General features: G+C 46.8%; 21 protein-coding genes. 4 read left to right on the forward strand and 17 right to left on the reverse strand.

What is annotated here, in order from left to right; all coding sequences use genetic code 11:
• Positions 1-500: 500 nt before the first annotated feature.
• The 9 genes from E5331_RS20785 to E5331_RS15200 form a co-directional block, all read right to left on the reverse strand.
• A complete protein-coding gene (locus E5331_RS20785) occupies positions 501-1,196 on the reverse strand; it encodes an IS630 family transposase (protein ID WP_275441255.1) in 696 nt (231 codons plus the stop codon).
• Positions 1,097-1,516, reverse strand: coding sequence for a helix-turn-helix domain-containing protein (locus E5331_RS15175; protein WP_123484143.1), 420 nt, complete (start codon positions 1,514-1,516; stop codon positions 1,097-1,099). The genes E5331_RS20785 and E5331_RS15175 overlap by 100 nt, the downstream gene beginning before the upstream one ends.
• Positions 1,517-1,592: 76 nt before the next feature.
• Positions 1,593-2,906 (reverse strand): radical SAM/SPASM domain-containing protein, encoded by a 1,314-nt coding sequence (locus E5331_RS15180; RefSeq protein ID WP_168355261.1) that lies wholly within the window; start codon positions 2,904-2,906, stop codon positions 1,593-1,595.
• A gap of 190 nt (positions 2,907-3,096) precedes the next feature.
• Positions 3,097-3,240, reverse strand: coding sequence for a hypothetical protein (locus tag E5331_RS20455; protein ID WP_168355262.1), 144 nt, complete (start codon positions 3,238-3,240; stop codon positions 3,097-3,099).
• A 220-nt stretch (positions 3,241-3,460) separates the two neighbouring features.
• Positions 3,461-3,604 (reverse strand): hypothetical protein, encoded by a 144-nt coding sequence (locus E5331_RS20460; RefSeq protein WP_168355263.1) that lies wholly within the window; start codon positions 3,602-3,604, stop codon positions 3,461-3,463.
• Positions 3,605-4,219: 615 nt separating this feature from the next.
• The gene (locus tag E5331_RS15185) at positions 4,220-4,513 is read right to left on the reverse strand and encodes a nucleotidyltransferase family protein (RefSeq protein WP_123484173.1); all 294 of its coding nucleotides are present in this window, start codon (positions 4,511-4,513) and stop codon (positions 4,220-4,222) included.
• A 188-nt stretch (positions 4,514-4,701) separates the two neighbouring features.
• Positions 4,702-4,956 carry a type B 50S ribosomal protein L31 gene (locus tag E5331_RS15190; protein ID WP_123484145.1) on the reverse strand — a complete coding sequence of 85 codons (255 nt, stop codon included), beginning with the start codon at positions 4,954-4,956 and terminating at the stop codon, positions 4,702-4,704.
• A gap of 129 nt (positions 4,957-5,085) precedes the next feature.
• Positions 5,086-5,712: a trimeric intracellular cation channel family protein gene (locus E5331_RS15195; protein WP_123484146.1), complete on the reverse strand. Its 627-nt coding sequence runs from the start codon at positions 5,710-5,712 to the stop codon at positions 5,086-5,088.
• A gap of 77 nt (positions 5,713-5,789) precedes the next feature.
• Positions 5,790-7,481 (reverse strand): putative transporter, encoded by a 1,692-nt coding sequence (locus tag E5331_RS15200; protein ID WP_123484147.1) that lies wholly within the window; start codon positions 7,479-7,481, stop codon positions 5,790-5,792.
• Between the two features lie 243 nt (positions 7,482-7,724).
• Here E5331_RS15200 and E5331_RS15205 point away from each other — a divergent pair, with 243 nt between their 5' ends.
• A complete protein-coding gene (locus tag E5331_RS15205; RefSeq protein WP_123484148.1) occupies positions 7,725-8,618 on the forward strand; it encodes a diaminopimelate dehydrogenase in 894 nt (297 codons plus the stop codon).
• A gap of 77 nt (positions 8,619-8,695) precedes the next feature.
• Positions 8,696-9,433, forward strand: a complete 738-nt coding sequence (locus E5331_RS15210) for an MgtC/SapB family protein (RefSeq protein WP_123484149.1) — start codon at positions 8,696-8,698, stop codon at positions 9,431-9,433.
• 133 nt (positions 9,434-9,566) lie between these two features.
• Here E5331_RS15210 and ettA read toward each other — a convergent pair whose 3' ends face one another.
• The 3 genes from ettA to E5331_RS15225 all read right to left on the reverse strand — a co-directional run bounded on the left by ettA (position 9,567) and on the right by E5331_RS15225 (position 14,270).
• Positions 9,567-11,249, reverse strand: coding sequence for an energy-dependent translational throttle protein EttA (ettA, locus tag E5331_RS15215; protein WP_123484150.1), 1,683 nt, complete (start codon positions 11,247-11,249; stop codon positions 9,567-9,569).
• A gap of 62 nt (positions 11,250-11,311) precedes the next feature.
• Positions 11,312-11,872, reverse strand: coding sequence for a peptide deformylase (gene def / locus E5331_RS15220; protein WP_123484151.1), 561 nt, complete (start codon positions 11,870-11,872; stop codon positions 11,312-11,314).
• A gap of 49 nt (positions 11,873-11,921) precedes the next feature.
• A complete protein-coding gene (locus tag E5331_RS15225) occupies positions 11,922-14,270 on the reverse strand; it encodes a transglycosylase domain-containing protein (RefSeq protein WP_420813832.1) in 2,349 nt (782 codons plus the stop codon).
• A gap of 413 nt (positions 14,271-14,683) precedes the next feature.
• On the opposite strand from E5331_RS15225, the gene E5331_RS15230 reads away from it, so the two are divergent.
• The gene (locus tag E5331_RS15230; RefSeq protein WP_123484152.1) at positions 14,684-15,478 is read left to right on the forward strand and encodes a M48 family metallopeptidase; all 795 of its coding nucleotides are present in this window, start codon (positions 14,684-14,686) and stop codon (positions 15,476-15,478) included.
• 2 nt (positions 15,479-15,480) lie between these two features.
• Here the strand turns inward: E5331_RS15230 and E5331_RS15235 are convergent, their stop codons facing one another.
• The 3 genes from E5331_RS15235 to E5331_RS15245 all read right to left on the reverse strand — a co-directional run bounded on the left by E5331_RS15235 (position 15,481) and on the right by E5331_RS15245 (position 17,709).
• On the reverse strand, positions 15,481-16,089 hold the full coding sequence (locus tag E5331_RS15235) for a response regulator transcription factor (RefSeq protein WP_123484153.1): 609 nt from the start codon (positions 16,087-16,089) through the stop codon (positions 15,481-15,483).
• Positions 16,090-16,123: 34 nt separating this feature from the next.
• The gene (locus E5331_RS15240) at positions 16,124-16,813 is read right to left on the reverse strand and encodes a hemerythrin domain-containing protein (protein WP_168355267.1); all 690 of its coding nucleotides are present in this window, start codon (positions 16,811-16,813) and stop codon (positions 16,124-16,126) included.
• Between the two features lie 323 nt (positions 16,814-17,136).
• On the reverse strand, positions 17,137-17,709 hold the full coding sequence (locus tag E5331_RS15245) for a flavin reductase family protein (protein WP_123484154.1): 573 nt from the start codon (positions 17,707-17,709) through the stop codon (positions 17,137-17,139).
• Positions 17,710-18,025: 316 nt separating this feature from the next.
• Here E5331_RS15245 and E5331_RS15250 point away from each other — a divergent pair, with 316 nt between their 5' ends.
• Entirely contained in the window at positions 18,026-19,720 is a 1,695-nt protein-coding gene (locus E5331_RS15250) for a TlpA family protein disulfide reductase (RefSeq protein WP_168355264.1), read from the forward strand.
• A 196-nt stretch (positions 19,721-19,916) separates the two neighbouring features.
• Here the strand turns inward: E5331_RS15250 and E5331_RS15255 are convergent, their stop codons facing one another.
• The gene (locus E5331_RS15255; RefSeq protein WP_275441252.1) at positions 19,917-21,413 is read right to left on the reverse strand and encodes a DUF3943 domain-containing protein; all 1,497 of its coding nucleotides are present in this window, start codon (positions 21,411-21,413) and stop codon (positions 19,917-19,919) included.
• A 136-nt stretch (positions 21,414-21,549) separates the two neighbouring features.
• The gene (locus tag E5331_RS15260; protein ID WP_123484156.1) at positions 21,550-23,301 is read right to left on the reverse strand and encodes a phospho-sugar mutase; all 1,752 of its coding nucleotides are present in this window, start codon (positions 23,299-23,301) and stop codon (positions 21,550-21,552) included.
• Between the last annotated feature and the right edge of the window lie 270 nt (positions 23,302-23,571).

Here is a 23,571-nt window from a genome sequence, read left to right on the forward strand (position 1 = left end):
TACTGAGAATCTAAATCCTTGGTTATAGATTTAGTACTCATCTTGTCCATAACCAATATGGACTACGCAGCAATGATTCCAACATCCTTGACTAAATGCTGCATCTAGATCTCTCAAAACAGGAATTTCAAATTTAATTTTCATATTTTATGGATTTTATTAGAAATAGGAGCCTAATTTAACTAAAATTCAGACGACTCCATTTAATCTGAATATGTAATAATCGGGGATCTAAATCCATGGGTTATTGATTTAGAACTCATCTTGCCCCCAACCAACATGTACGGCACAGCAGTGAGCCCAACATCCTGCGCTAAATACAGAGTCAAGGTCTTCCAATATTGGAATTTCAAAGTCAATTTTCATATAATCCTATTTTTAGTAATAATTGGAGCCTGATTTAACTAAAATTCAGACGACTCCATTTAATCTGAATATGCTATAATGGACAATAGAAATATGGATTACTAAGTAAGCTTTCAGATTAAATTTAAATTAATTCAAGCCGCATGAGAATATCTAACCTTGTACTCACTTCCAATACCTCCCAAAATATTTTGGACGGCATTAAACAGTGTATCTTTGGAGATATAGTGTTCGGGCTTAATCCATTTCCCTTTGAGAATACGCCAAAGGGTTTCGGCCAAATTCAGATGTGGGGAATATGGCGGGAGATAGAAAATGTAGAGTCCTCTCTTCTTCCAGTCTTCCACGCGTTCTTTGACTTTTTTGCTCTTATGAATGGATGCGTTGTCAAGTACAAGCACAGTAAGTTTCTTGAGAGTCAGAGTGTATTCATCCATATATTCTATGAATCTGTCGCTGTTGATGCTCTCGGTGCTGGTAAATCCATGATACTTGTTGTTACGGCTTATCATACCGAAGATGTTGAGCCTTCCGCATTTCTCGACCCTTATGGATACTTTCTCATCTGGAAATTGCCATCCATAAGGTACATAACCACTCGTGCAGACATGAGACTCATCTCCGAAGACGAGGTCTATATGTCCACTAATTTCAAGTCTGTCAAGTTCTTGCAGTCTCTCTACTGCCGATTCGAGGATCTGCGGCGAGGGTTCTCCCTTGGGCGTAAGTCTTATACGCTTATATCCTGCGCCAAGAGTTCTAAAAAACGTCTCAGCGTGGATCGGGATACCGAAATGCCGGTTTCCTTTTCGAAAGCCGCCTTGGCAGATTTCAGGCTTTCCCGGTTTTCCGAAACTGCCTTGCGAACTGCCTTCTCGTGTTCCTCTTTGTTGAGAATCGGTTTGTGTCTCTGGACGCTTTTTACTTCCAGGGCCTTGATGCCCCCATCCTTGTATGCCTGTTGCCACAGGTATACGGAGACATGGGAACAACCGAGGATTTCTGCTATTTCCTTGTTTGTCTTGCCAGCCGATTTCAACAAAATTCCATGGCAACGACGCCTGAATCTGGGTAACTTCCCAAACTTCTGACCCTGTTCCAATGCAATCTTCTCTGTGTCTGAAAGTTTTATTATATCTGCGTGTCTCATAGTCTGTATATGTGTGTTTAGATTTCACATATATAGACTCAAAAACAAACCTATAGTTTAAATTCAAACTAAACATTTACTTATCAATCATTAATTTATAAAATTTATTTTTATAGTTCTGATTGCAACTCCTTGGTTCTATTGTATCATAATTAATGTCTGCGAATGAAGTTCGATTGACTAAAGAGGGCCATTCATCTATGCGACATCCTCCTCCGCAAATATATTTAAGGTTACATTCCTTACATGGCTTCAAATTGTCAATACATGTAGCTTTTTCTGCTTCTTTTGATAATTGCACGATTTCATCAAAGGGAGTTGTCTTTATATTGCCACATGCTTGTAATCCGGTAATTCTTGCGCAAAAATATACATCCCCATTAGATGTTACAGAGAAAACACCAAACATACAATTGTCCATAATTACATCATTGCTATATGCTCGGATAAATGATAACAATTCATAATGGTCTCCATGCAGTTTTTTATTTAAGAGCATCATCAAATTGTAATATTCATCATTCAGTGATTTAGAGGGGCAAACATCTCTTCCCTCAAGAAGTCCTTCAGAGAATTTTACTAAGAAATTTGTTTTGCCAGTATACTTTGATTTTAAACTTATCGCAAAATTGGCATATTGATTAATGTTATTTTTCAATAAGTTAAATGATGGCGTAACTGCTACAGATGTATTTACACCATGTAATACAAATTGATCAATAGCATGTAGCGATTTTTCAAAGTTGCCACGTCCTCTTATTGCAGAATTCGTTTCTTCAGAGAATCCATCAACGCTAATTTGTATGGAATCAATGTATTTTGAATAATCTTCAATCCATTTATCCGTCATTAAAGTGCCATTAGAAAGTATGCGTACTTTTAAATTATGGTCATACGCAAATTTGATTATATCGTTTATATCTTTATGCATACAAGGTTCTCCTCCGGAGAGAGTTATCTGGTTACCGCCAATTGATGCATAATCTTCTATAAGTTTAAAAATTTCCTGAGTGGATAATTCATTATCCATTGCCTTTCCCGCGAACATATAGCAATGAGGACAAGTCAAATTACACTTATTGGTCAAGTATAGATGTAATGTACGGATTCCTTCGGTTGCACTTATTACGTGTTTTGTACAAAATCTTTTGGCTTCTAATTGAGTAACAACCTCTTGTACGGCATCTTCATCTCCGATGTAATGTGATAATGTTTCCTCTATTGATTTCTCTTGCTGGAATGCTTTAAGGATATCAATATGTAATTCAGAAGGAAAGACCATCCAATTAGCCGTGTTGGGAGAAATGACCAATAACTTATTTTCAAACCTAACAATGGAAAGGTCATCAGGAATAACATATTTCTTTTGAGGATCAATAAAATATTCCATAACCATTTTAATTTTAGAATTAGTACTTTGTTGTTTCAAATGTATATATCCATTAAATCTGATGTTGTGTAATGGTTTTATTCCCTGAGCGATATTAGATTCCTATCTATTATTTTATTTCAAAAGAGTGGAGACAAGTATTTCTCATTACTCTTTTGAAATAAAATAATATCGTAGAGATCCTAATAAATTATTTGTTATCCTTCATTAGAAGACCTCCAATTACGGTCAATGTTGTGCCGAGAAATGCTTTGGCAAATATTTTAGTAGCCTCTTTTGCTGTATTAGTTCGACATTGATTCTCTACAAATTTTTCAATTTTATTTTTAGCCATAATAATATGTATTTTTAAGATGTTTTGGAGTTAAACATGGAATACTCTCTTTTAGTCATCGTTTCCCCAATCTTCAGGGTAATCATTATCATCGTATCCAGATGCTTCAGAAGCATCAAATACGTCTCCACATGAATTACACTTGTAATCATATAGACCGATACGTTCTATATCAGAACTTCTACATTCAGGACAATTCATAATCTTAAATATTTTGTTATTATTTCAACATTTTACTTCCAAGTACAGTCATGATAGTTCCTAAGAGTATTTTTCCCGTGGTTTTAGCAATATCTTTTGCGAGATTATTACCGCATTGATCCTTAATAAATTTATCAAGTTTATCAAATTCATCTTTTGCCATATCAAAAAATTATTTATTGATGTTGGTTAATAATTAAAATACGTTGAAAACAATATAGCGTAAGCTTGTTGTCTTAAACTATCCGCAAATTTATATAAAGATTTTTTATAAATATTTATATAATTTGGTTCAACCTGGTTCACGATTTGTTAAAAAATATAAATTTATAATGGCGGATTTATTTTTCTCTGTGCCCTCTGTGTGCTTGGTGGTTGAATACACTACGGAGAGGGCAGGGAATGTGGAGCTTTTTGAATTATCTCTGTGGTCTTTGTGTGCTTGGCGGTTGAATGTACCGTGGGGAACGAGAAATTTATTTCAAAAAAATAAAAGAAAGGGCTATGGAAAGTGGTTTGGATTAAGTTTTATGCTATAAGGTATTGCAATATAGTGATTTGTATTGAAATGAGTCGATTAAATGTAAGTGAAAAAAGCACGCGTTCAAACCTCAGAAGGCTAAAAAATGCGGTTTGAGGTTTGAACTCGTGCTTTTTTTTATTCCGAAATTCAATTATAATTTGTGAATCAGCTGCTTAAACATGGAGAAATTATTGAAAGTTGTTGAGATATTCTTTAATCTGTTTTCTTAATATCGGGTGCAATAGACGTCCTTTGTCACGCGGTTTCTCTCTCATAGATAAGGATTTTATCGTTATTGACAGTCGGGGCAACCCAAGGGAGTAAGGATGTGTCAGAGACGAGATCTACTGCCTTATGCAATAGCTCCTCAAGATCAGACACCATAGAGGCGTATTTAAAAAGACCTACGGTATCGTCAAAGCTCACAAGAATATCGATATCGCTTTCCGGTGTTGCCTCTTCGCGAGAAAACGATCCGAACACCCATGCTTTCTGTACAGGTTGATTGGAGAAATAATCCCGTAATTTTGATATTATTTTCTGATCCATAGTTATTGACCTTTTATTGAGCAAAGATAACGCTTTGTATCTATAAAACAAAATCATTGGATTAATTTTTCTCTGCGGTCTCTGTGTGCTTTGCGGTTGAATGTACTGCGGGAAGGGGGGAGGGGTAAAAGAGAAGCTGCGCTCCATCGTCATGGGGCGCAGCTTCGTGGTGTTGTGTAGTGCCGAAATTATTTCTTCATGCGGTTGCCGTAGCGGCTGCGGAACTTGTCTACGCGACCAGCGGTGTCGACGAGTTTCTGTTTGCCGGTGAAGAAGGGGTGAGATGCGGAGGTGATCTCAAGTTTTACGAGAGGATACTCCTTGCCATCGATTTCGATGGTCTCACGAGTGGCTACTGTAGAACGAGTGATGAATGTCTCTTCGTTCGACATGTCTTTGAAAACAACCTCACGGTAGTTTTCGGGATGAATTTTAGTTTTCATACTAATTTTTCTGCAGTTTAAGTATTGTTTTAATTGGCTTGACAGGTCGCGATCCCGTCAAATTGGCGTGCAAAATTACAAAAAATCTTTCACACGTGCAAACATCGGGGTCGAAACTTCAGATTGAAGTCATTTCTTGGTGCGGTCTGCGCCTGTGAGTACGGGTAGGGAGAGGTTGTAGCGGAGGGTGAGCACGCGTATCACGATTATGACGGCGGCGCATGCGAGCTGTTGCACCATTACGGAACAGCCCGTGTTGCGGAGTAGCCAGTAGACGAGCGATCCGGCAAGGCACGCCGTGGCATAGATATCCTTACGGAATACGAGTGGCTCCTCGTTGATGAGTATGTCGCGGATGACGCCTCCGAATGCACCGGTGATTATGCCCATTATTACCGCCACCCACATGGGATAGTCGATTGCAAGCGTCTTGGTGATGCCGATGACGCAGAAGAGGGCGAGTCCGATGCTGTCAAATATGAATAGGATCTTGTCTTTGCTTACGAGTATGCTCCGGAAAATGATCACTGTGGCGAGCGAGAGGGCAGTGACGCCGAGATACCACCATGTCTGCATCCAGAACACCGGTATGTCGAGCAGGAGGTCGCGGAGCGTGCCGCCTCCGATAGCTGTGACGAGTCCGACGGTGTATGCGCCGAACCAGTCAAATTTCTTTGTGGCAGCCAGTCGGATGCCGCTTATCGCGCATGCTACCGTGCCGATCACTTCGAGAATAAAAGAAACTGTCTCTTCCATTTCTATTCCAAAATTAAGGCGCGGCCTGGGAGAGAACCGCGCCTTTATTATCTCTTTATTTCTTCAGAGCAATGCTGCTACAGGAAGCAGAGCACTATCACTTGCGCCACAATCACACGCATGAACATCGTGAGCGGATAGACCGTGGAGTAAGCCACGGCGGGAGCGTCGTTGTTGGCAACCTTGTTGGCGTAGGCGAGTGCCGGGGGATCGGTGTAGCTGCCACTCATCATACCGAGTATGGATAGGTAGTTCATCTTGAACTTGCCACGTGCGATGCAGCCAACCACTATCAATGGAATCACAGTGATGAGGAATCCGTATGCCACCCACATTGCGCCCTTGAAGTTGAACACCGTTGCCGCGAAGTCTTTTCCGGCGGCGATACCCACCGAGGCGAGGAAGAGGCAGATGCCTATCTCGCGGAGGAGGAGATTGGCGGCGGAGTTGGTATAGGTGACGAGGTGGAACTTATGTCCGTAGGCACCGATGAGGATAGCCACTACGAGCGGACCGCCGGCAAGACCGAGTTTCATCGGCACTGACATGCCGGGGAACTGGATGGGGAGGCTTCCGAGGATGATACCGAGGAATATGCCTATGAACATTGTGATGAGGTTCGGCTCGTTGAGACGTTTCATGGAGTTGCCGAGCTTACGTGCGAGGTGCTCGATATCGTCGAGTTTACCCACTACAGTCACGCGGTCGCCGATCTGAAGGCGGAGGTTGGGGCTTGCGAGAAGATCCATTCCGGCACGGTTCACGCGGGTCACGTTGAGCTCGTATGTCTCATGAAGATGGAGCGCACCGAGTTTCACACCGTTGTAGTTGGGCTGTGTGACTACGATCCTGCGCGAAACTACCGGACCCTTGTCCATGGGCCAAGTCATCTCCACTTTCTGACCGATGAAGCGGGAGAAGATCTCCTCATCCTGCTTTGCACAGACTATCAGGCAGAGATCGCCGATCTCAATGGTGTCCTGTGCAGTAGGTATCACCACCTTGCCGTCCGGTTTGAGGATACGGGAGCAGGTGTAGTCGCAAGTGATGAGGGTGTGGAGTTTCACCATGGAGAGACCCGACACGAGTTCGTTGGTCACTTTGTAGGTGAGGATTGCGGGAGCCTGAGTTGAATCTTTCTTCTCATCGTCTACCTCTTTGATCTCATCGTCGATATTCACCTTGAATATCACCTTGATAAGAATCATGGTCAGGATGATACCGACTACGCCAAGCGGATATGCTGCGGCATATCCCATTGACATCTGCTGGCTGACGTCGTAGGCGGAGGAGTTGACCTGGAGCACGGTCTGCTGGGCGGCACCGAGCGCAGGGGTGTTGGTGATTGCGCCACACATCACGCCGATCATGTCGGTGATTGATGTTGCACCGTCGGCTCCACCCTGAAGATAGTAGATGGAGAGCATGATGACGACGTTGAGAGCGATGCCGGTCACGGCAAGCATGTTCATGCGTATGCCACCCTCTTTAAACGAAGAGAAAAAGCCGGGACCCACCTGCATACCTATCGAGAAGATAAACAGGATAAGACCGAATTCTCTCAGGAAGTGGAGAGTGTTCCCCTCCACGGCATAACCGAAGTGGCCGAGCAGAATGCCGACAAAGAGCACGAACGTCACTCCAAGCGACACCCCGAGAATCTTCACTTTTCCAAGGAAAATTCCGGCGAATATCACGAAGGAGTAGAGCAGAACCGTGCTGGCGAGCGACATGTTTCCCGGCCGGAGCAGTTCGATAAACCAATCCATAATGTTAAAAATCCGAAATTTAATTATAGTTTGAAGTGCCCCATTAGCTGGGGATGAAAAATCGTCTGCAAAATTAGTGAATTTTTGTGATAATCTTTGTAAATTTGCGGTATTAATTATGCGTGCATACGTCTTAAATATTTTTTGCCCGTGATTCCGACGCGTCGCGTTGTGGCATTGCGTTGTGGCAGAGACGATGCGCGTTTAAATAAAAACATAATAATTACTCTTTTTAGATTCAGTATGAAGAAAATTCGTGCAGCCGTGGTAGGATACGGCAATATCGGGAGATTTACTATCGAGGCGCTTGAGGTGGCTCCAGATTTTGAGATTGCAGGCGTGGTGCGTCGCGACGCATCGAAGCGTGAGGATATTCCGGCAGAGATACCGGTGGTAGGCTCAATCGATGAGCTGACCGACGTAGACGTGGCTATCCTTGCCACCCCGACAAGAAAGGTGGAGGAATTTGCCAAGGAGATCCTTGCCAAGGGTATCAACACTGTCGACAGCTTCGACATTCATGGTCAGATACCGGCTCTCCGCAAGAGTCTCGGTGAGGTGGCGCGTGAGCATGGCAAGGTGAGCGTCATTTCGGCAGGCTGGGATCCGGGAAGCGACTCTGTTGTGCGTGCGCTTCTTGAGGCAGTGGCTCCCAAGGGTATCACCTACACCAACTTCGGTCCGGGCATGAGCATGGGACACACCGTGGCTGTCAAGGCTGTGGAGGGAGTGAAGGCTGCTCTATCGATGACTATCCCCGTCGGCACAGGCATACATCGCCGTATGGTCTACATCGAACTGATGCCGGGCTATGAGTTTGAGAAGGTGGCACACGCCATCAAGACCGACCCCTATTTCGCATCGGACGAAACCCATGTGATGCAGGTGGAGAGCGTGGATGCCCTTAAGGATATGGGTCATGGTGTGAATCTCGTGCGCAAGGGCGTAAGCGGCAAGACGCAGAACCAGCTCTTTGAGTTTGACATGAAGATCAATAATCCTGCGCTTACGGGTCAGGTGCTCGTGTGCGTTGCGAGAGCGTCAATGCGTCTTCAGCCCGGTTGCTACACTATGATCGAGATTCCGGTGGTGGACCTTCTCCCCGGCGACCGTGATGAATGGATAAAGCTTGTCTGATAAATCCTGTCAGATAAATAAGGCGGCTTGGAAACTGTAGCGTAAAAATACGGTAGCTTATAAATGGAGGCTTGAAAATGGTGGAGTGTGTCATAAATTTTCTTACCGAGGTATATGCCGACATCAATTCGCTCGAGGTGAATATGGTCAGCAGCATGTTTCGTCTGTTGCTGAGTATGATTCTCGGTATGGTTGTCGGTGCGGAGCGTAAACGCAAGGGTCAGGTGGCGGGTATCCGCACGTTTGCACTCATCTCTATGGGTGCCTGCCTGGCGATGCTGCTGTCGATCTACGTTCCGCAGGTGTATCTCGGTCTGAAGAACGGAGACCCGGGACGAATCGCCGCACAGGTGATCACGGGTATCGGTTTTATCGGTGGCGGTGCGATGATCCACATGAAAGGAGCTGTGAAGGGTTTGACCACGGCAGCCGGGATATGGATGACCGCCATCATCGGCATGGCAGTCGGCATAGGCATGTATATGTGCTCGATCGGCGCAACGTTGCTGATTCTTATGACGCTTGTCTCCTTCGAGCAGTATGAGAAGAGGAAGAAGATGGGTCAGGAGTCGAAAGTGATCGGTCTGACAGTGGAGGGCGTCCTTGAGAATATCGACGACTATAAGAGGGTGTTTAATGAGGCGGATGTGCATCTCTCCACGTTTTTTGTGGAGTATGACTACGACAGGAACGTCACGGAGCTGAATTTCGTGGTTCTTGCGCATGTCTATACCGATCTGATGCCCCTTTTGTCGAAAATCAGAGGCGTGAATCCCACAAAGAAGCTGACGCTATCAAGCCAGCTTGACATCTGATACGCTTTCAGCTGACAGAAAATGCTAACGAGGAAACGCTACCGGCGAAAAATAGCGGCACCCACGTCAGGATAAGTCCTGAACGTGGGTGCTGCCGTTATGGAGGAGGGGTGTGTTATGATTGTGGATGGAATCACATCAGCTTGCGGTAACGGATACGGTGGGGAGTGTCGTTGCCGTCACGTTTCTTCTTAAACTCCTCATAGTCGGAGTAGGAGCCTTCGTAGAAGGTCACTTTGCTGTCGCCCTCGAAAGCGAGGATATGGGTGGCGATACGGTCGAGGAACCAACGGTCGTGGCTCACTACCACGGCACATCCGGCGAAGTTCTCCAGACCCTCCTCGAGTGCACGGAGAGTGTTGACGTCAATGTCGTTGGTAGGCTCGTCGAGAAGAAGCACATTCCCTTCCTCTTTCAGTGCCATGGCGAGATGCAGTCGGTTGCGCTCGCCGCCCGACAGCACACCGATCTTTTTCTCCTGGTCGGCACCGGTGAAGTTGAATTTAGAGAGATATGCGCGTGCGTTCATGTCGCGTCCACCCATGCGGAATGACTCCACACCCTGAGATATCACCTCATATACGGTCTTGTCGGGGGAGAGATCCTTGTGGTTCTGGTCGACGTAGGCGATCTTAACTGTCTCTCCGACTTCAAACTCACCTTTATCCTGCTTCTCCAATCCCATGATGAGGCGGAAGAGAGTGGTCTTGCCCGCACCGTTGGGACCGATCACGCCTACGATGCCGTTGGGAGGCAGCATGAAGTTGAGGTCGTTGAAGAGTACGCGGTCGTCGTATGCCTTGGCAAGGTCATGCGCTTCGATCACCTTGTTGCCGAGACGCGGACCATTGGGGATGAAGATCTCCAGTTTCTCCTCCCTCTCCTTCTGGTCCTCGTTGAGGAGTCGGTCGTAGCTTGACAGACGTGCCTTCCCCTTTGCCTGACGAGCCTTGGGAGCCATACGCACCCATTCAAGCTCTCTTTCGAGAGTCTTGCGTCGTTTGCTTGCCTGTTTCTCCTCCTGAGCCATACGTTTTGTCTTCTGGTCGAGCCAGGAGCTGTAGTTGCCCTTCCAGGGTATCCCTTCGCCACGGTCGAGCTCAAGAATCCAGCCTGCCACGTGGTCGAGGAAGTAGCGGTCGTGGGTAACGGCGATGACAGTGCCGGGATATTGCTGAAGGTGCTGTTCGAGCCAGTCGATTGATTCTGCATCAAGGTGGTTGGTGGGCTCGTCGAGGAGAAGCACGTCGGGCTGTTGGAGGAGCAGACGGCAGAGAGCCACACGGCGGCGTTCGCCACCGGAGAGCACGGCTATCTTCTTGTCGTCGTCGGGGCAACGCAGTGCGTCCATGGCGCGTTCGAGCTTGTTGTCGATGTTCCATGCGTCGCAAGCGTCGAGCTTGTCCTGAAGTTCTGCCTGACGGTTGATGAGGGCATCCATCTTGTCGGGGTTCTCAAGCACCTCGGGGTCGGCGAATGCGTTGTTGACATCATCATACTCTTTCAGAAGGTCAAGCACCGGTTGCACACCCTCCTGCACCACTTCCTTCACCGTCTTCTCCGGATCAAGTTTCGGGTCCTGCTCAAGATAGCCTACTGTATAGCCGGGGGAGAATACCACGTTGCCCTGATAGCTCTTGTCGATTCCGGCAATGATTTTCATCAAGGTAGACTTGCCTGATCCGTTCAGACCGATTATGCCGATCTTAGCACCGTAGAAGAACGAGAGGTAGATGTTTTTCAGAATCTGTCGCTGAGGGGGGATGATCTTGCTCACTCCCACCATTGAGAATATAATTTTCTTATCGTCTGCCATTTCTGTTTTGCGGTTGTTTTTTTGTTCGGTTGGTTAATCAAGATTGAAGCTGTTTTGTGGCATTATTTCTGCACTGCCTTAGTGCGGTATGCACACTTCACTTTCCCCTTGACGATGTTGTTGAGCTTGGTGCGTATCATCTGCTTACGGATGGGTGACACGCGGTCGGTGTAGACCTTGCCGAGAAGGTGGTCGTATTCATGCTGGATGATTCTCGCTGCGAATCCGTGGAATTCTTTCTCATGCTCCACGAAATCCTCATCGAGCCAGTTGAGCCTTACATGCTCGTGGCGTTTCACTGGCTCTGACAGACCGGGCAGTGAGAGACAACCCTCTTCGCGGCTTACGGGTGCTACGTCGTCAAGAACGTCGAGCACCGGATTTATGAGCGCGAACTTAAGGTCCTTACATTCCGGAAAATCATTGGCGAGCGCTGTGCCGTCGATTACGATCACGCTTATCGGAAGACCGATCTGAGGAGCTGCCAAACCGACGCCCTCGGAATGATACATCGTCTCAAACATGTCGGCAATCAGTTTCTTTACTTCGGGATAGTCGGGCTCGATGTCTTCCGTCTCATTATGAAGCACGGGTTGCCCGTATAGATATATTGGTAGGATCATATTTTTCTGCGGATATGGTCCGCAAGTTTTTAGAGTTATCTGTTAATTCTTAGTCAAAAATTCCTTCGGAAACTTCTTCTACCTCACTCTCTCCCGATGACGTGAACATCTCGCCGCTGCATGCGTTGAAGTCGGCAGGGAAAGTGAATTTGGTATCCTGAGAATAGGGGAGTTTCTTATCGGCATATATCTTCTTCATGTAGAATCCATAGATCGGGAGTGCGGCGCGTGCGCCCTGACCGAGAGCCATGGTGTTGAAGTGGATATATCGTTCCTCACCGCCTACCCATACTCCGGTGACGAGCTCGGGCGTGAATCCCATGAACCATGAGTCGGAGTTGGAGTTGGTCGTACCGGTCTTGCCGCCCATCTGTGCGGATATGCCGTAACGTCCTCTAAGGCTTGCCGCCGTACCGCTGTCAACCACGTTGAGCAGTATGGAGAGTATCTTATAGTAGGCATCCTCGCTCGTCACCTCACTGCGGTGGGGTGTGGTGGAGTATATGAGGTTGCCTTGGTTATCCTCTATGCGGGTCACGAATACGGGGTCAACCCTCATACCCTTGTTGGCGAATGCGGTGTAGGCTGCCACCATCTCCTTGACGGGGACGTCAACCGTGCCGAGTGCGAGTGGGAGAGTGGCGTCGATATGTCCGGTTACGCCGAACATTCTCATCTTGTTGGCAAGGTTCTTCGCACCCAGTTCATAGACGAGTCGGGCGGAAATCCAGTTGTTGGAGTTGGTCAGTGCCCAACGCAGGTCAACCATGTCGCCGATGCGTGCGCTTCCGGAGTTACGTGGCGACCAGTTGCCAAACGTAGGCTGAGTGTTGAGGAATTGTGAGCAAGGGGTGTAGTCCTGCTCCATGGCGAGGGTGTAGAGGAATGGCTTTGCGGTAGATCCGATCTGGCGGCGTCCTCTCGACACCATGTCGTATTGGAAATAGTTGAAATCAGGACCTCCGACGTATGCCTTCACGTATCCGTTGGTCGGATCCATGCTCATCATGCCCGTGCGAAGGATCGACTTCATGTAGAGAAGCGAGTCGTAGGGGGTCATTGTCACGGATTTTGAACCCGGATGATATTTGCCGTTCTCCTTCACGTAGGTGAATATGTCCATCTCGTAAGGCTTGTGGAAAGTCTTCTCAATCTCCGCCTCTGATATGCCGGCATTTTTCTGCACTCTCCATCTCTCGGTCTGCTTCATGGCATTCTTGATGAGGTTCATCACGCCGCTGCGGCTTAGCTCGTCGCTGTTGGTGGTGTACGGACCGGTCACCTGCCCCTGTTTCTCCTTGAAGAATGCAGGCTGGAGAGTCCCGCCGAGATGCTCGTATACGGCTTCCTCGGCATATTGCTGCATTTTGATGTCGATGGTGGTGTAGATCTTAAGACCATCCGTATATATATTGTAGAGGCTTCCGTCCGGCTTGGGATTTTTAAGAATCCAACCGTAGAGGGGATTCTCCTCCCATTGAGTGGAGTCGGTGTTGTATTGCCCCATTGCGAGGATGTAGGCGAGGTTGCTCTTATATTTGTCGCGGGATGGACGCACCGGTTTCTTTGCGCTCATGAGCATCCTTATCTCCTCACGCAGATAAGGCACACCGCCGTCGCGATGATCCACGCGGTGATAGTCAAGTCCCAAGGGGAGTTGCTTGTATGCCTCCGCCTCGTCGCGAGGCAGTTTGCCCGCCTTCACCATCTGCTCCAGCACCACGTTGCGGCGTTCCTTCGTTCGTTCGGGATGGCGTAGTGGGTTGAAATAGCTCGGATTCTTCAGCATGCCGACGAGCATGGCAGATTCCTGCACGTTGAGGTCGGCGGGTTCCTTGTTGAAGTAAACGTTGGCGGCAGTCTTTATGCCGACGGCGTTGTTGAGGAAGTCGAATCGGTTGAGATACATGTTGATTATCTCCTGTTTCGTATAGAATCGTTCGAGCTTTATTGCGATCATCCATTCGATAGGCTTCTGTAGGGCGCGTTTGAGCATGTTGGATGATGGGCGGGAGTATAGTTGCTTTGCGAGCTGCTGTGTGATTGTGGATCCGCCGCCTGACGACTTATCGCCGAGCATGAGAGTCTTTACTCCGGCACGGCCGAGGGCGATGAAGTCGATTCCGGAATGGTCGAAGAATCGTTCATCTTCGGTGGCTATGAGGGCATCGATCACGTGAGGCGACACAGTCTTGTAGTCGGAGTTTACGCGGTTTCCCGCGCCGGCGAAGTATCGCCCGAGTTCGGTTGTGCCGTCGGATGCTATGACTACAGATGCCAGTTTATCATGAGGGTCTTCCAGTTCCTCGATAGGAGGCATGTAGCCGATTACACCGTTATAGATCAGGAGCAGGAAGAGGGCTATCACGGTGCCCAATCCTAAGAACATGATCCACATCCATCTGACAAGAATAGCGTTTCTTGACACTTTGCCGGACTTTTTCTTGCCGTTGAAGGTGTCGTCTTGTTTGTTATTACTTTTTTTACGGATATCAGTCATATCGTTATAACAATAAAAGCTTTTCCAACGACGAACACCGCCGTTGCGGGATAAAAGTCTGTATCAAATGCAAAATTACAAAAAATAATCGAAACCAACGCTATACCGTGGATACATTGAGCATAAATGACATATTGACAAAAAAAGACAGAAGGACAAGATAAGACCGGATGATTTTTAATTTTAGATATTATTTGCCCGGATAATGATATTGGGTTGAATATGATTTTGAAATTATTTTAAAATGATTTAATTTTGTGGAGTTGTATGGAAGTTTAAAATAACTTTACAAAATTAAATTTTTTTATTCTATGAAGCATATTGCATTAAAAGTTATTGCATTGGTCGCACTCGCTGCTCCGGTGGCTCCCGCTTACGGACAGTTTAATCTTAAGAAGGCGATTGGCGCGACAGCAAAGGCTGTGCAGGCGTTTACTCTCACTGATGCGCAGATGGCTGCCTACGTGAAGGAATCGGTAGATTGGATGGATAAGAATAATCCTGTGCTTCCGGAAGATGATGAATATACGAAACGTCTTCGCCGCCTGACAGAAGGTATCACGGAAGCTGACGGTATACCGTTGAACTTCAAGGTGTATAATGTGGTTGACGTGAATGCTTTCGCTTGCCCTGACGGAAGCGTGAGAGTGTTTGCCGCATTGATGGATCTCATGGATGATGATGAACTTCTCGGAGTGATCGGGCATGAGATCGGACATGTGCTGAAGCATCATTCAAAGAATGCATTCAAGAATGAGTTGCTTACCGGAGCATTGAAGGATGCCGTGGCATCTACCGGCGGCAAGGCTGCTGCACTGACAGAATCGCAGCTCGGCACTCTTGCGACGTCGTTGCAAAGCGCAAAGTTCTCACAGAAGCAGGAGAATGAGGCGGATGACTGCGGCTATGATTTCCTCGTGTCGAAAGGTAAGAACCCGTGGGGCATCGTTATGTCGTTTGAGAAGCTTCAGGGTCTCGAGGGGGATGCCGGAGCGAGCCAGAGCTATATCCAGAAGATGTTTTCTTCACATCCCGAAACTCAGAAGCGTATCGACCACATGAAGAAACGCTGCGAGCAGGATGGCATAGCTCGCCCGGAGAAATAAGATTAAACATTCAGACTGATTTCATCTATGTCAACGATTTTATTGACGATGGCATAGATGGTCAGTCCTGTGGCGGAATGTATCTCAAGTTTTCGGGCTATGTTGCGTCGATGCGTGATGACAGTGTGGATCGACAGGAATAATTTGTCGGCGATCTCTTGATTCGTCATGCCTTTCACCACAAGAGATATGATCTCCTTCTCCCGTTGGGACAGGCTCTCTTTCTCTTCTGTGGATTCTGATTGATGGGTGCTAAGGCTTTTGATCTTCCTTGTGATTGTTTCCATATCATCGATTACGGAGATAAGACCGTCGTAAAGGTCGGCAGCCTGATGCGAAAGTTTTCCTACTTCTATGGCGATTATCTTGCAATTCTGACATCCCGTATCAGCACGGAAATGCTCGGGGTTGAAGATACCGCCAAAAGTGGGATTCACCAGAATTATGTCCGGGGTATTTGAACGTACACAGTCGGCAAGAGCTGACGGAGATTTCACTTCCATGATATTTACCTGCATTCCGGGCAATCTGCGCAGGCAATGGGAAAATCCGGCGGAAAGCACCGGGGAGATCTCGGCTATGATGATATGTAGGTTTCCTTCTCTTCGCATTTTATGATGGAATCGGATGGGGTGAGTGTTTCGGTTAGTTGCGGTTGCGTTCCAGACGCAGGATTGCCGGCACGAGCAGGCAGTCCTCAATGTGACAGTGGCTTGACAATTCCTCCTCGCATCTGTAGATGTCGTAGAGCGCATCATTGAGAAGATTGGTGTTGGCGTCTTCCGGACAATATTTCAGGATTATGTTTTTCAGTTCCTTCAGTTTCAGACTGACAAGATCGTGATGCTCGCTGTAGGTGGTGATCTTGTAGTCTTCCGAAGATTTGCCACTTAGCAGATTGTTGACATATTTGAACACGGTCTTCTCCTCATATTCCATGTGTATGCGCACCTCGTGCATGTATTCGTCGAAAAATTTCAGTATGAGAAACGATACGTCGGTGGTGCGTAGCGATATGCCTTCAAGGAGTTTGCGGCGTATTGCCGGCAGGCAATAGTCAAGGAAATACGAATGGCTCCGTTTGAGGTATAGAAGCAGTGATTCCACGGATACGTTATTATCGGTGTCGTAGTTTGAGAAGCCATCCACGATAAAGTTTACTACCGCAAGGAATGTGGCGCAGTCTACGCCATGGTCTGAACAAACTTTCTCGACGGTCTTGTCGCCGAATCCCATCGGTATGCCAAAGCGACTCATCACCTGAATGAGTTGGTAATTGTCGGCAATCAGTGACACCATCTTATCGGCGGGGTTATATTTTGTCTGTATCGGCATAGTGTGTTGTCTGTGATTTGGGTGGGTTATGTATTGAGGTGGAATGTCGTCATGGGTCGGGCTATATACAAGTGGTGCCACCATCAACGGTGGCAACTCACTTTGATACATAGCGCGGATTTCCGGGAGATACCGGATTTTCCGGCGCATAACTCAATACTTATCTAACTCTAAATAACTAATAACTACAGCTTCTTTTTGTGAAGTTTGGATTGCTTCGCTTTTTCACTGTCTTTACGGTTGCAAAGTTAGACATTTATATTTAGTCGGGCAATAACTATCAATAGGTAAATATAGCTGTCGTCATAGCAATATGTAGTGATTTAGTCCTGTTTTTTCTGCACTGAGAATCCGAATTTACCGATAATATCGCCGAGGGAATGGTAGAATCCGTGGGAGTAGGCGAGCAGGTTGGCTTTTTCAAGGGCGAATCGTCCTGTCTCAGGGTCGATGTAGCGAGAGTCGGCACGCACGTTGACTACATCGGCGGTAAACATGTCATGTGATCCAAGATTCATTATGGTCTTCACGCGACATTCGATGCTGATGGGTGATTCTTCGATGGTGGGGGAGGCGACTTTCTCACCGGGAAGAGGTGTCAGTCCGGTCTCTTTCCATTTGTTGTAGTCACGTCCGGATCTTACGCCTGCCCAATCGGTAGCGCGTGCCATTTCCACGGTGGTGAGGTTGATGGTAAATTCCATATTCTCTTTGATAAGAGGGTAGGATGCGCGTTCCGGTCGTACTGATACGTAGCACATTGCCGGATCGGAACAGATTGTGCCGGTCCATGCCACGGTGAGCATGTTCCAATTCTCCGGTTTGTCGCCACAAGTCACCAATACTGCGGGTAGAGGGTATATCTGCGTACCCGGGCGCCATGAGATCTTTGACATAATACGTTTAATGTTTAATTATGGTTATTGTTTATGTGAATGCAAAGATAATAAAAAGTATGAAATCCTCATAAACCACCATGGAGACGAATAACCCACCACGGAGGGAGATTGTAACCCACCACGGAGGGCACGGAGAACTCGGAGTTTTTTTCTGTGCTCTTCATGTTACTTATGGTTGAAATGGTATTGTTTTGGCAGAATAATGTATTGAATGTTGATGTTTTTGTGGAAAATATTAATATTTTTGTTACTTTTGCATAAAATTATATCGTATAACTTAAACTTAGACATCTTCAATTTAATTAGTATCTTTATGAAAAGGATATTTTCAATTTTGGTAGGTGTGGGGTGCACACTCGCTGCTTTCGCGGTAGCTCCGATTTCTGAAAATCAGACACCACGTATGCTCAACACTCCTTCTTGGGATGGTTTTGATGTGGAATGTTATCGGGAAATGGATTTTGTGAAACCCGGTGCAAAGACGCATCTGATTGGTAAACTTGACGGTTATGACCCGTTATTGGAATATTCTGTTGTGGAAATTTATAGTTATGATCACCTTAATGAAAAGAGGAATGTTGAAGTTGCCGAACTTGATTCAGCGGGGAATTTTGTCGTGGATCTACCGCTCCCACATCCTCAGACCGTAACGCTTATTTTTGGCAGACATTACAGAAAAGTTTTTCTGATGCCGGAAGACACATTAAAATATACTACATCCACTACGCTTCGGGATCCGAATGATTATTCTCGGGCAATCTATTCCAAATTTGAGGGAGGGGATGCGGCTGATGTGAATATTGCCTGCGAATTTATGTGTGACAGTCTCAACCGATATAAGAGGAGGTATGCAGTTGTCAATGATCCCGACAGCATGTTGGTGATAAATGCTAAGATCAAGGCAGCCTTTCATGATGCTGTTGACTATCTGAACCGCACAATCCCTACGTTTGATATGTCGCAATGGGCAAAGGATGTGACGTTTAGCAGATGTGCTGCTGACGTGTATCTGCCTATTGTAGATATGGATTATTATTACCGTGAGCTAAAATATAATTTTGAGGATCGTGATGGAATGACGATTCGGATTCCAAATCCAGAATACCGACCCCTTGATTATTCCAAGTATTTTAATGACAGGAAGGATTATCTTGCATATATCTATGACAATCCACTTATATTATGCGGTGATAATTTGATTATCAGCAGGATTGTTAATGGGTCCATGTTTTATCTGCATAGGGCAATCGCAGCCGGTGGAAATGTGTTAGAAATTGTCAATGGAGAATTTAGATTGAAGTCGGAAACAATATTGAAAGATGGGGAAAGCCGATTGCAGAAGCTTATGGAATTGGATGAAAGATGTGAGAGGAATTTTGGCATAGGGAATTGCTTTATGTCGCAGCTTGCCATGACGTATGGAGTAGTGCCGGGTTTTAAAAATATTCCGGAGTTTTCAAAGGAAATGCTTGATTATTGTAAAATGGGAGCGTCTGTCATCTTGTCTGAGATCTCCTATAAAGGTTTGGCGGCAAGTGTCATTGACGGTGTGTCGGATATAGCTGTCGGTTTGGCGTTGAAAGAAGCAAGACAGAAGGCCGATTCGGAATCACGCACAATATCTGATGTGTCGGATGTGCTTGCTGAAATTATCTCGCCTTATAAGGGGAAGGTTATTCTTGTTGATGTATGGAATACCGGATGCGGGCCTTGTCTGTCGGGGATGTTGGATCAAAAGGGGTTTATAAAGGAATATGCTGATTCGCCATTACAGGTGATATACGTAGCGGAAGAGAGATATAAGGAACCGTGTGAACGTTGGATCGAGGAGAATGAGATAGCGGGGGAGCATGTCTATCTTACTCAAGATGCGTATGCGCATTTGAGTGCGGACTTCAATATTACGGGAATACCATTCGGAATAGTCATTAATAAGGATGGGGAGATAGTCTCTAGCGGCCATCCATTTTTCCAGATCGATTTGGTAAAGTCGTTGTTGAATAAGTAGAGACAGTTTGTAGAATATCCCCCCAGAGGTCACGTATAAACTACCGCGGCGGACATGCAGAAAACATGCAAAACCACCACGGAAAACACGGAGAACACGGAGATTTTTTAATTTCTCCGCGTTCTCCGTGCCCTTTGTGGTTTAAAACGAGTGCCCTTTGTGGTATAAAACCGTGTGCTTGGTGGTATGTAGGGAGTCAGAATTTGTAGGAGAGCATGAGTTCGAGGGAGTTGGAGGAGGATTTGACGTCCGGGAAGAATTTATAGTGCGACGACCGGAGGTAGTTGGTGAAGAGCACCGTACCGAACAGTTTTTTCCATATCTTGAAGTCCGCGCGAAACTCGGTCATGTTGAGGGATGCGACGGATGCATCGCCCTGCACATTTAGTATGCGGTAGTCAACCATCCGCAGGTCTGTGCCGAATTTATAGCCAATCCAGGTGAACATGCGGTAGAAATTGTGTGTCAGCGAAAATGCCAGTTTATCTTTGCCAAACACGAGGTTGAATCCCCCCTTTATGGAGAATCCGGATGCCCAGTTGTAGTTGCGTTCATCAGTCTGATAATGGTCGGAGAGTATGGAGCCGAGGGCAATACCATTTACGTGAGCAAATAGGTCGTAGGTCCAGCGGTGGCGTTCCACATCGCGGAACATGAATCCAACTCCCACACTGGCGGGTATACCGAGCTTGAAGGGCACTTTTTCAATATGGTCAATGGTATCGCTGTCGTAGAAATCGAAATGCTGATAAAGACCTATGCTGCCTTTCGAACGGTAACTATCGAAAATCTCGCGTGCGAGGAGTCGCCCTTTGATCTCTATCTGCGATAAGAGGGGTTGCGTCTTCAGCATCTGCAATTGCGCCTTTATTGTGAAGTAGTCATACGGTTTGGTGGATTTAACCTCAAACCGATCGCCATATTCGGCATCAATCTGCACTGCAGCACCTTGATGTAGCTCTTTGAAATGGCTGTTGTATAACAGCATCTTGTAGCCAGTGGATACGCGTATCGCAAAATTCGGCGTACCGAACATCCTGCCTCTCGTGGGTCTCACTTTCCATGCCTCGCCGGTGATGATTCTGTTGAGTCCCCTAAGCGGCGACAGAAGAAACACGGCTGCTTCACGGCTGAATCGTTCGCTGCCCGACAGCCGGTCATCTATCAGCGCGTCAGATGCACGGAAGAGTACCTCGCCTATTGCTGCGCCACCTATGGGGGTGGCGATGATGTCGTTTGTGGAAGGGTATTCCCTTTCCATAAACATTTCCCACATCGCACTGCCTCCGATAGCAAACAACTCGGATTGCCAGAAATTAAATCCGTTGGCACGTGCCGCATTAAAGTATAGGTTTCCGTTGTAGGGGTGGAGGAATGTGTTGGTGCCGAGTTTGTCATTGTCCCATTTGAATCCGTGCTTGAAATTCTCCTTTATGGTGTTGAACGAGATGTAGGCAAAATCCCCTCTCTGCACGTATCTGTCAAATGCCCAAAGACCGATGTTGAATCCCACCACTTCTCCGGCTGTCCGCCAGAAATGCCGTTTGCTCATTCTTGCCACGTCGGTGGAGTCGGGCGGAATTAGTTCGGTCGTGTGGAATTCAATGGGTATCTGTGCGTTGCACAATAGTCGCAGGCTGATGAATGCGACAATAACAAGAATTCGATGGATATTTCGTTTAGTGTGGAACATACAAGTGGTTTCATAATATAATTCTTATCTCATTCAACAAATAAAACCCGACTATGGTTGCACATAGTCGGGTTTGTTGACATTGTCAGACCCTAAATTTTTTATGAATCGGGTCGGGTTTTATTGACGTGTAGGATTATTTTGCACCAAGGTCGGCGATCACACGGTCGATCTTTGCCTCAGCTTTCTTTACAGTCTCCTCATACATCTCTTTTGAGGGGAGATCTTCACGGACTTCCACGTAGAACTTGATCTTGGGTTCTGTGCCGGAAGGTCTTACCGATACCTTGTCGCCTGCCTCAGTGAAGAACTGGAGCACGTTGGATGTGGTCGGGAAGTTCATCTTCTCAACTTCGCCGGTCTTCAGATTGCGGCAGTTGAGGTCGGCGTAATCCTTAATCATGACGATTGGTGAGCCTGCGAGTTCTTTCGGGGGATTCTCACGGAAGTTCTTCATCATGGCTACGATCTCGTCAGCACCGGATTTGCCCGGACGCACTACGCTCACTCCACGCTCGCGAGAGAAACCATACTCCTTATAGATGTCGATCAGCATCTCGTAGAGTGTCATGTTCTTCTCTGCAGCCCAAGCAGCGATCTCACACATGAGAGTGATTGAGGAAACGGCATCCTTATCGCGCACGAAAGTCTCGGGGAGGAATCCGTAGCTCTCCTCTCCGCCACCGAGGTATCTCTCCTTCCCTTCAAGGTTGCGCATCACGTCGGCAATCCATTTGAAGCCGGTGAAGCAGTCGTAGCAGGTTACTCCGTTAGCCTCGGCAATACGTTTGATTGTCTCTGTGGTTACTATGGTCTTCACGCAATATTCCTTGCCGGTGAGCATATTGAGCTCGCGGTTGCGGGTGATGAGATAATATAGGAATATCATCACGATCTGGTTGCCGTTGACGAGCTGGTATTCGCCGTTGCCGTCGCGCACCACAAGACCGATACGGTCAGAATCGGGGTCGGAAGCCACCACGATGCTTGCGCCTGTCTCCTTAGCCTTGGCGATAGCCATTGACATAGCCTCTGCATTCTCCGGGTTGGGGGATACTACTGTGGGGAAGTCGCCGCTCCTTACGTCCTGCTCGGGCACGTGGATTACATTTTCAAAGCCCCATTTCTTGAGGGAGTCGAATATGAGCATACCGCCTGTGCCGTGGATAGGGCTGTAGACGATCTTCATGTCGGCATGTTTCTTGATTGCCTCGGGAGAGAGTGAGAGGGTCTTGATGTCGTCAAGATACTGCTCGTCGATATCCTTGCCGATGATCTGTATGAGGTCTTTATTGGGGGTGAACTTGATCTGGTCGACGGATGTGATGGCATTCACGTATGCGATAGTCTCCACGTCGTGGGGTGCGATCATCTGTGCGCCGTCGCTCCAATATGCCTTGTAGCCGTTGTATTCCTTCGGATTGTGGCTTGCAGTTACCATCACACCGCTGTTGCATCCGAGCTTACGGATAGTGTAGGATACCTCCGGCACGGGACGGCAGTCTTCGAAGAGGTATACCTTAATGCCGTTTGCAGAGAAGATGTTGGCAGCGAGTTCCGCGAATTTACGGGAGTTGTTGCGGACGTCATGACCTACGGCAACCGTGATCTGCGGCTCATCTTTGAAACATTCCTTCAGATAGTTGGCGAGACCCTGTGTAGCTGCGCCTACGGTGTAGATGTTCATACGGTTGGAGCCTGCGCCCATGATACCGCGCAAACCGCCTGTGCCGAATTCCAGATCTTTGTAGAAGGCGTCGATAAGGGGAGTGGTGTCTTCTGAATCGAGCATCGCCTGTACGGCAGCGCGTGTCTCTTCGTCATATTGGGGTCCAAGCCATTTCTCGGCTTTTTCTTTTACACTTTTCAACAATTCTTCGTTGTTCATGTCTTGTATGTTGATTATTGGGTTAATATTATCAGGTTGAACTTGCTGATTCTTCCGTGACGCCACCTGGCAAGTATGGAAGATACAGTTTTTCTGACGTCATTGTCTAATGTCATTGCAAAACTAATGAAAAAAGACGATAAAACAAATAGTAAATAAGAAAAAGCAATAATTTTTGTCGAATTTTATATCTTTTTACACGTTGATGCAACATCATGAAATATAAAACAGAGGTAGCTTTTATTGGTTCCGATTGTCGGGTGGACGCAG

The organism is Lepagella muris, assembly GCF_004793975.1.
In the GTDB taxonomy this organism is placed as follows: Bacteria; Bacteroidota; Bacteroidia; order Bacteroidales; family Muribaculaceae; genus Lepagella; species Lepagella muris.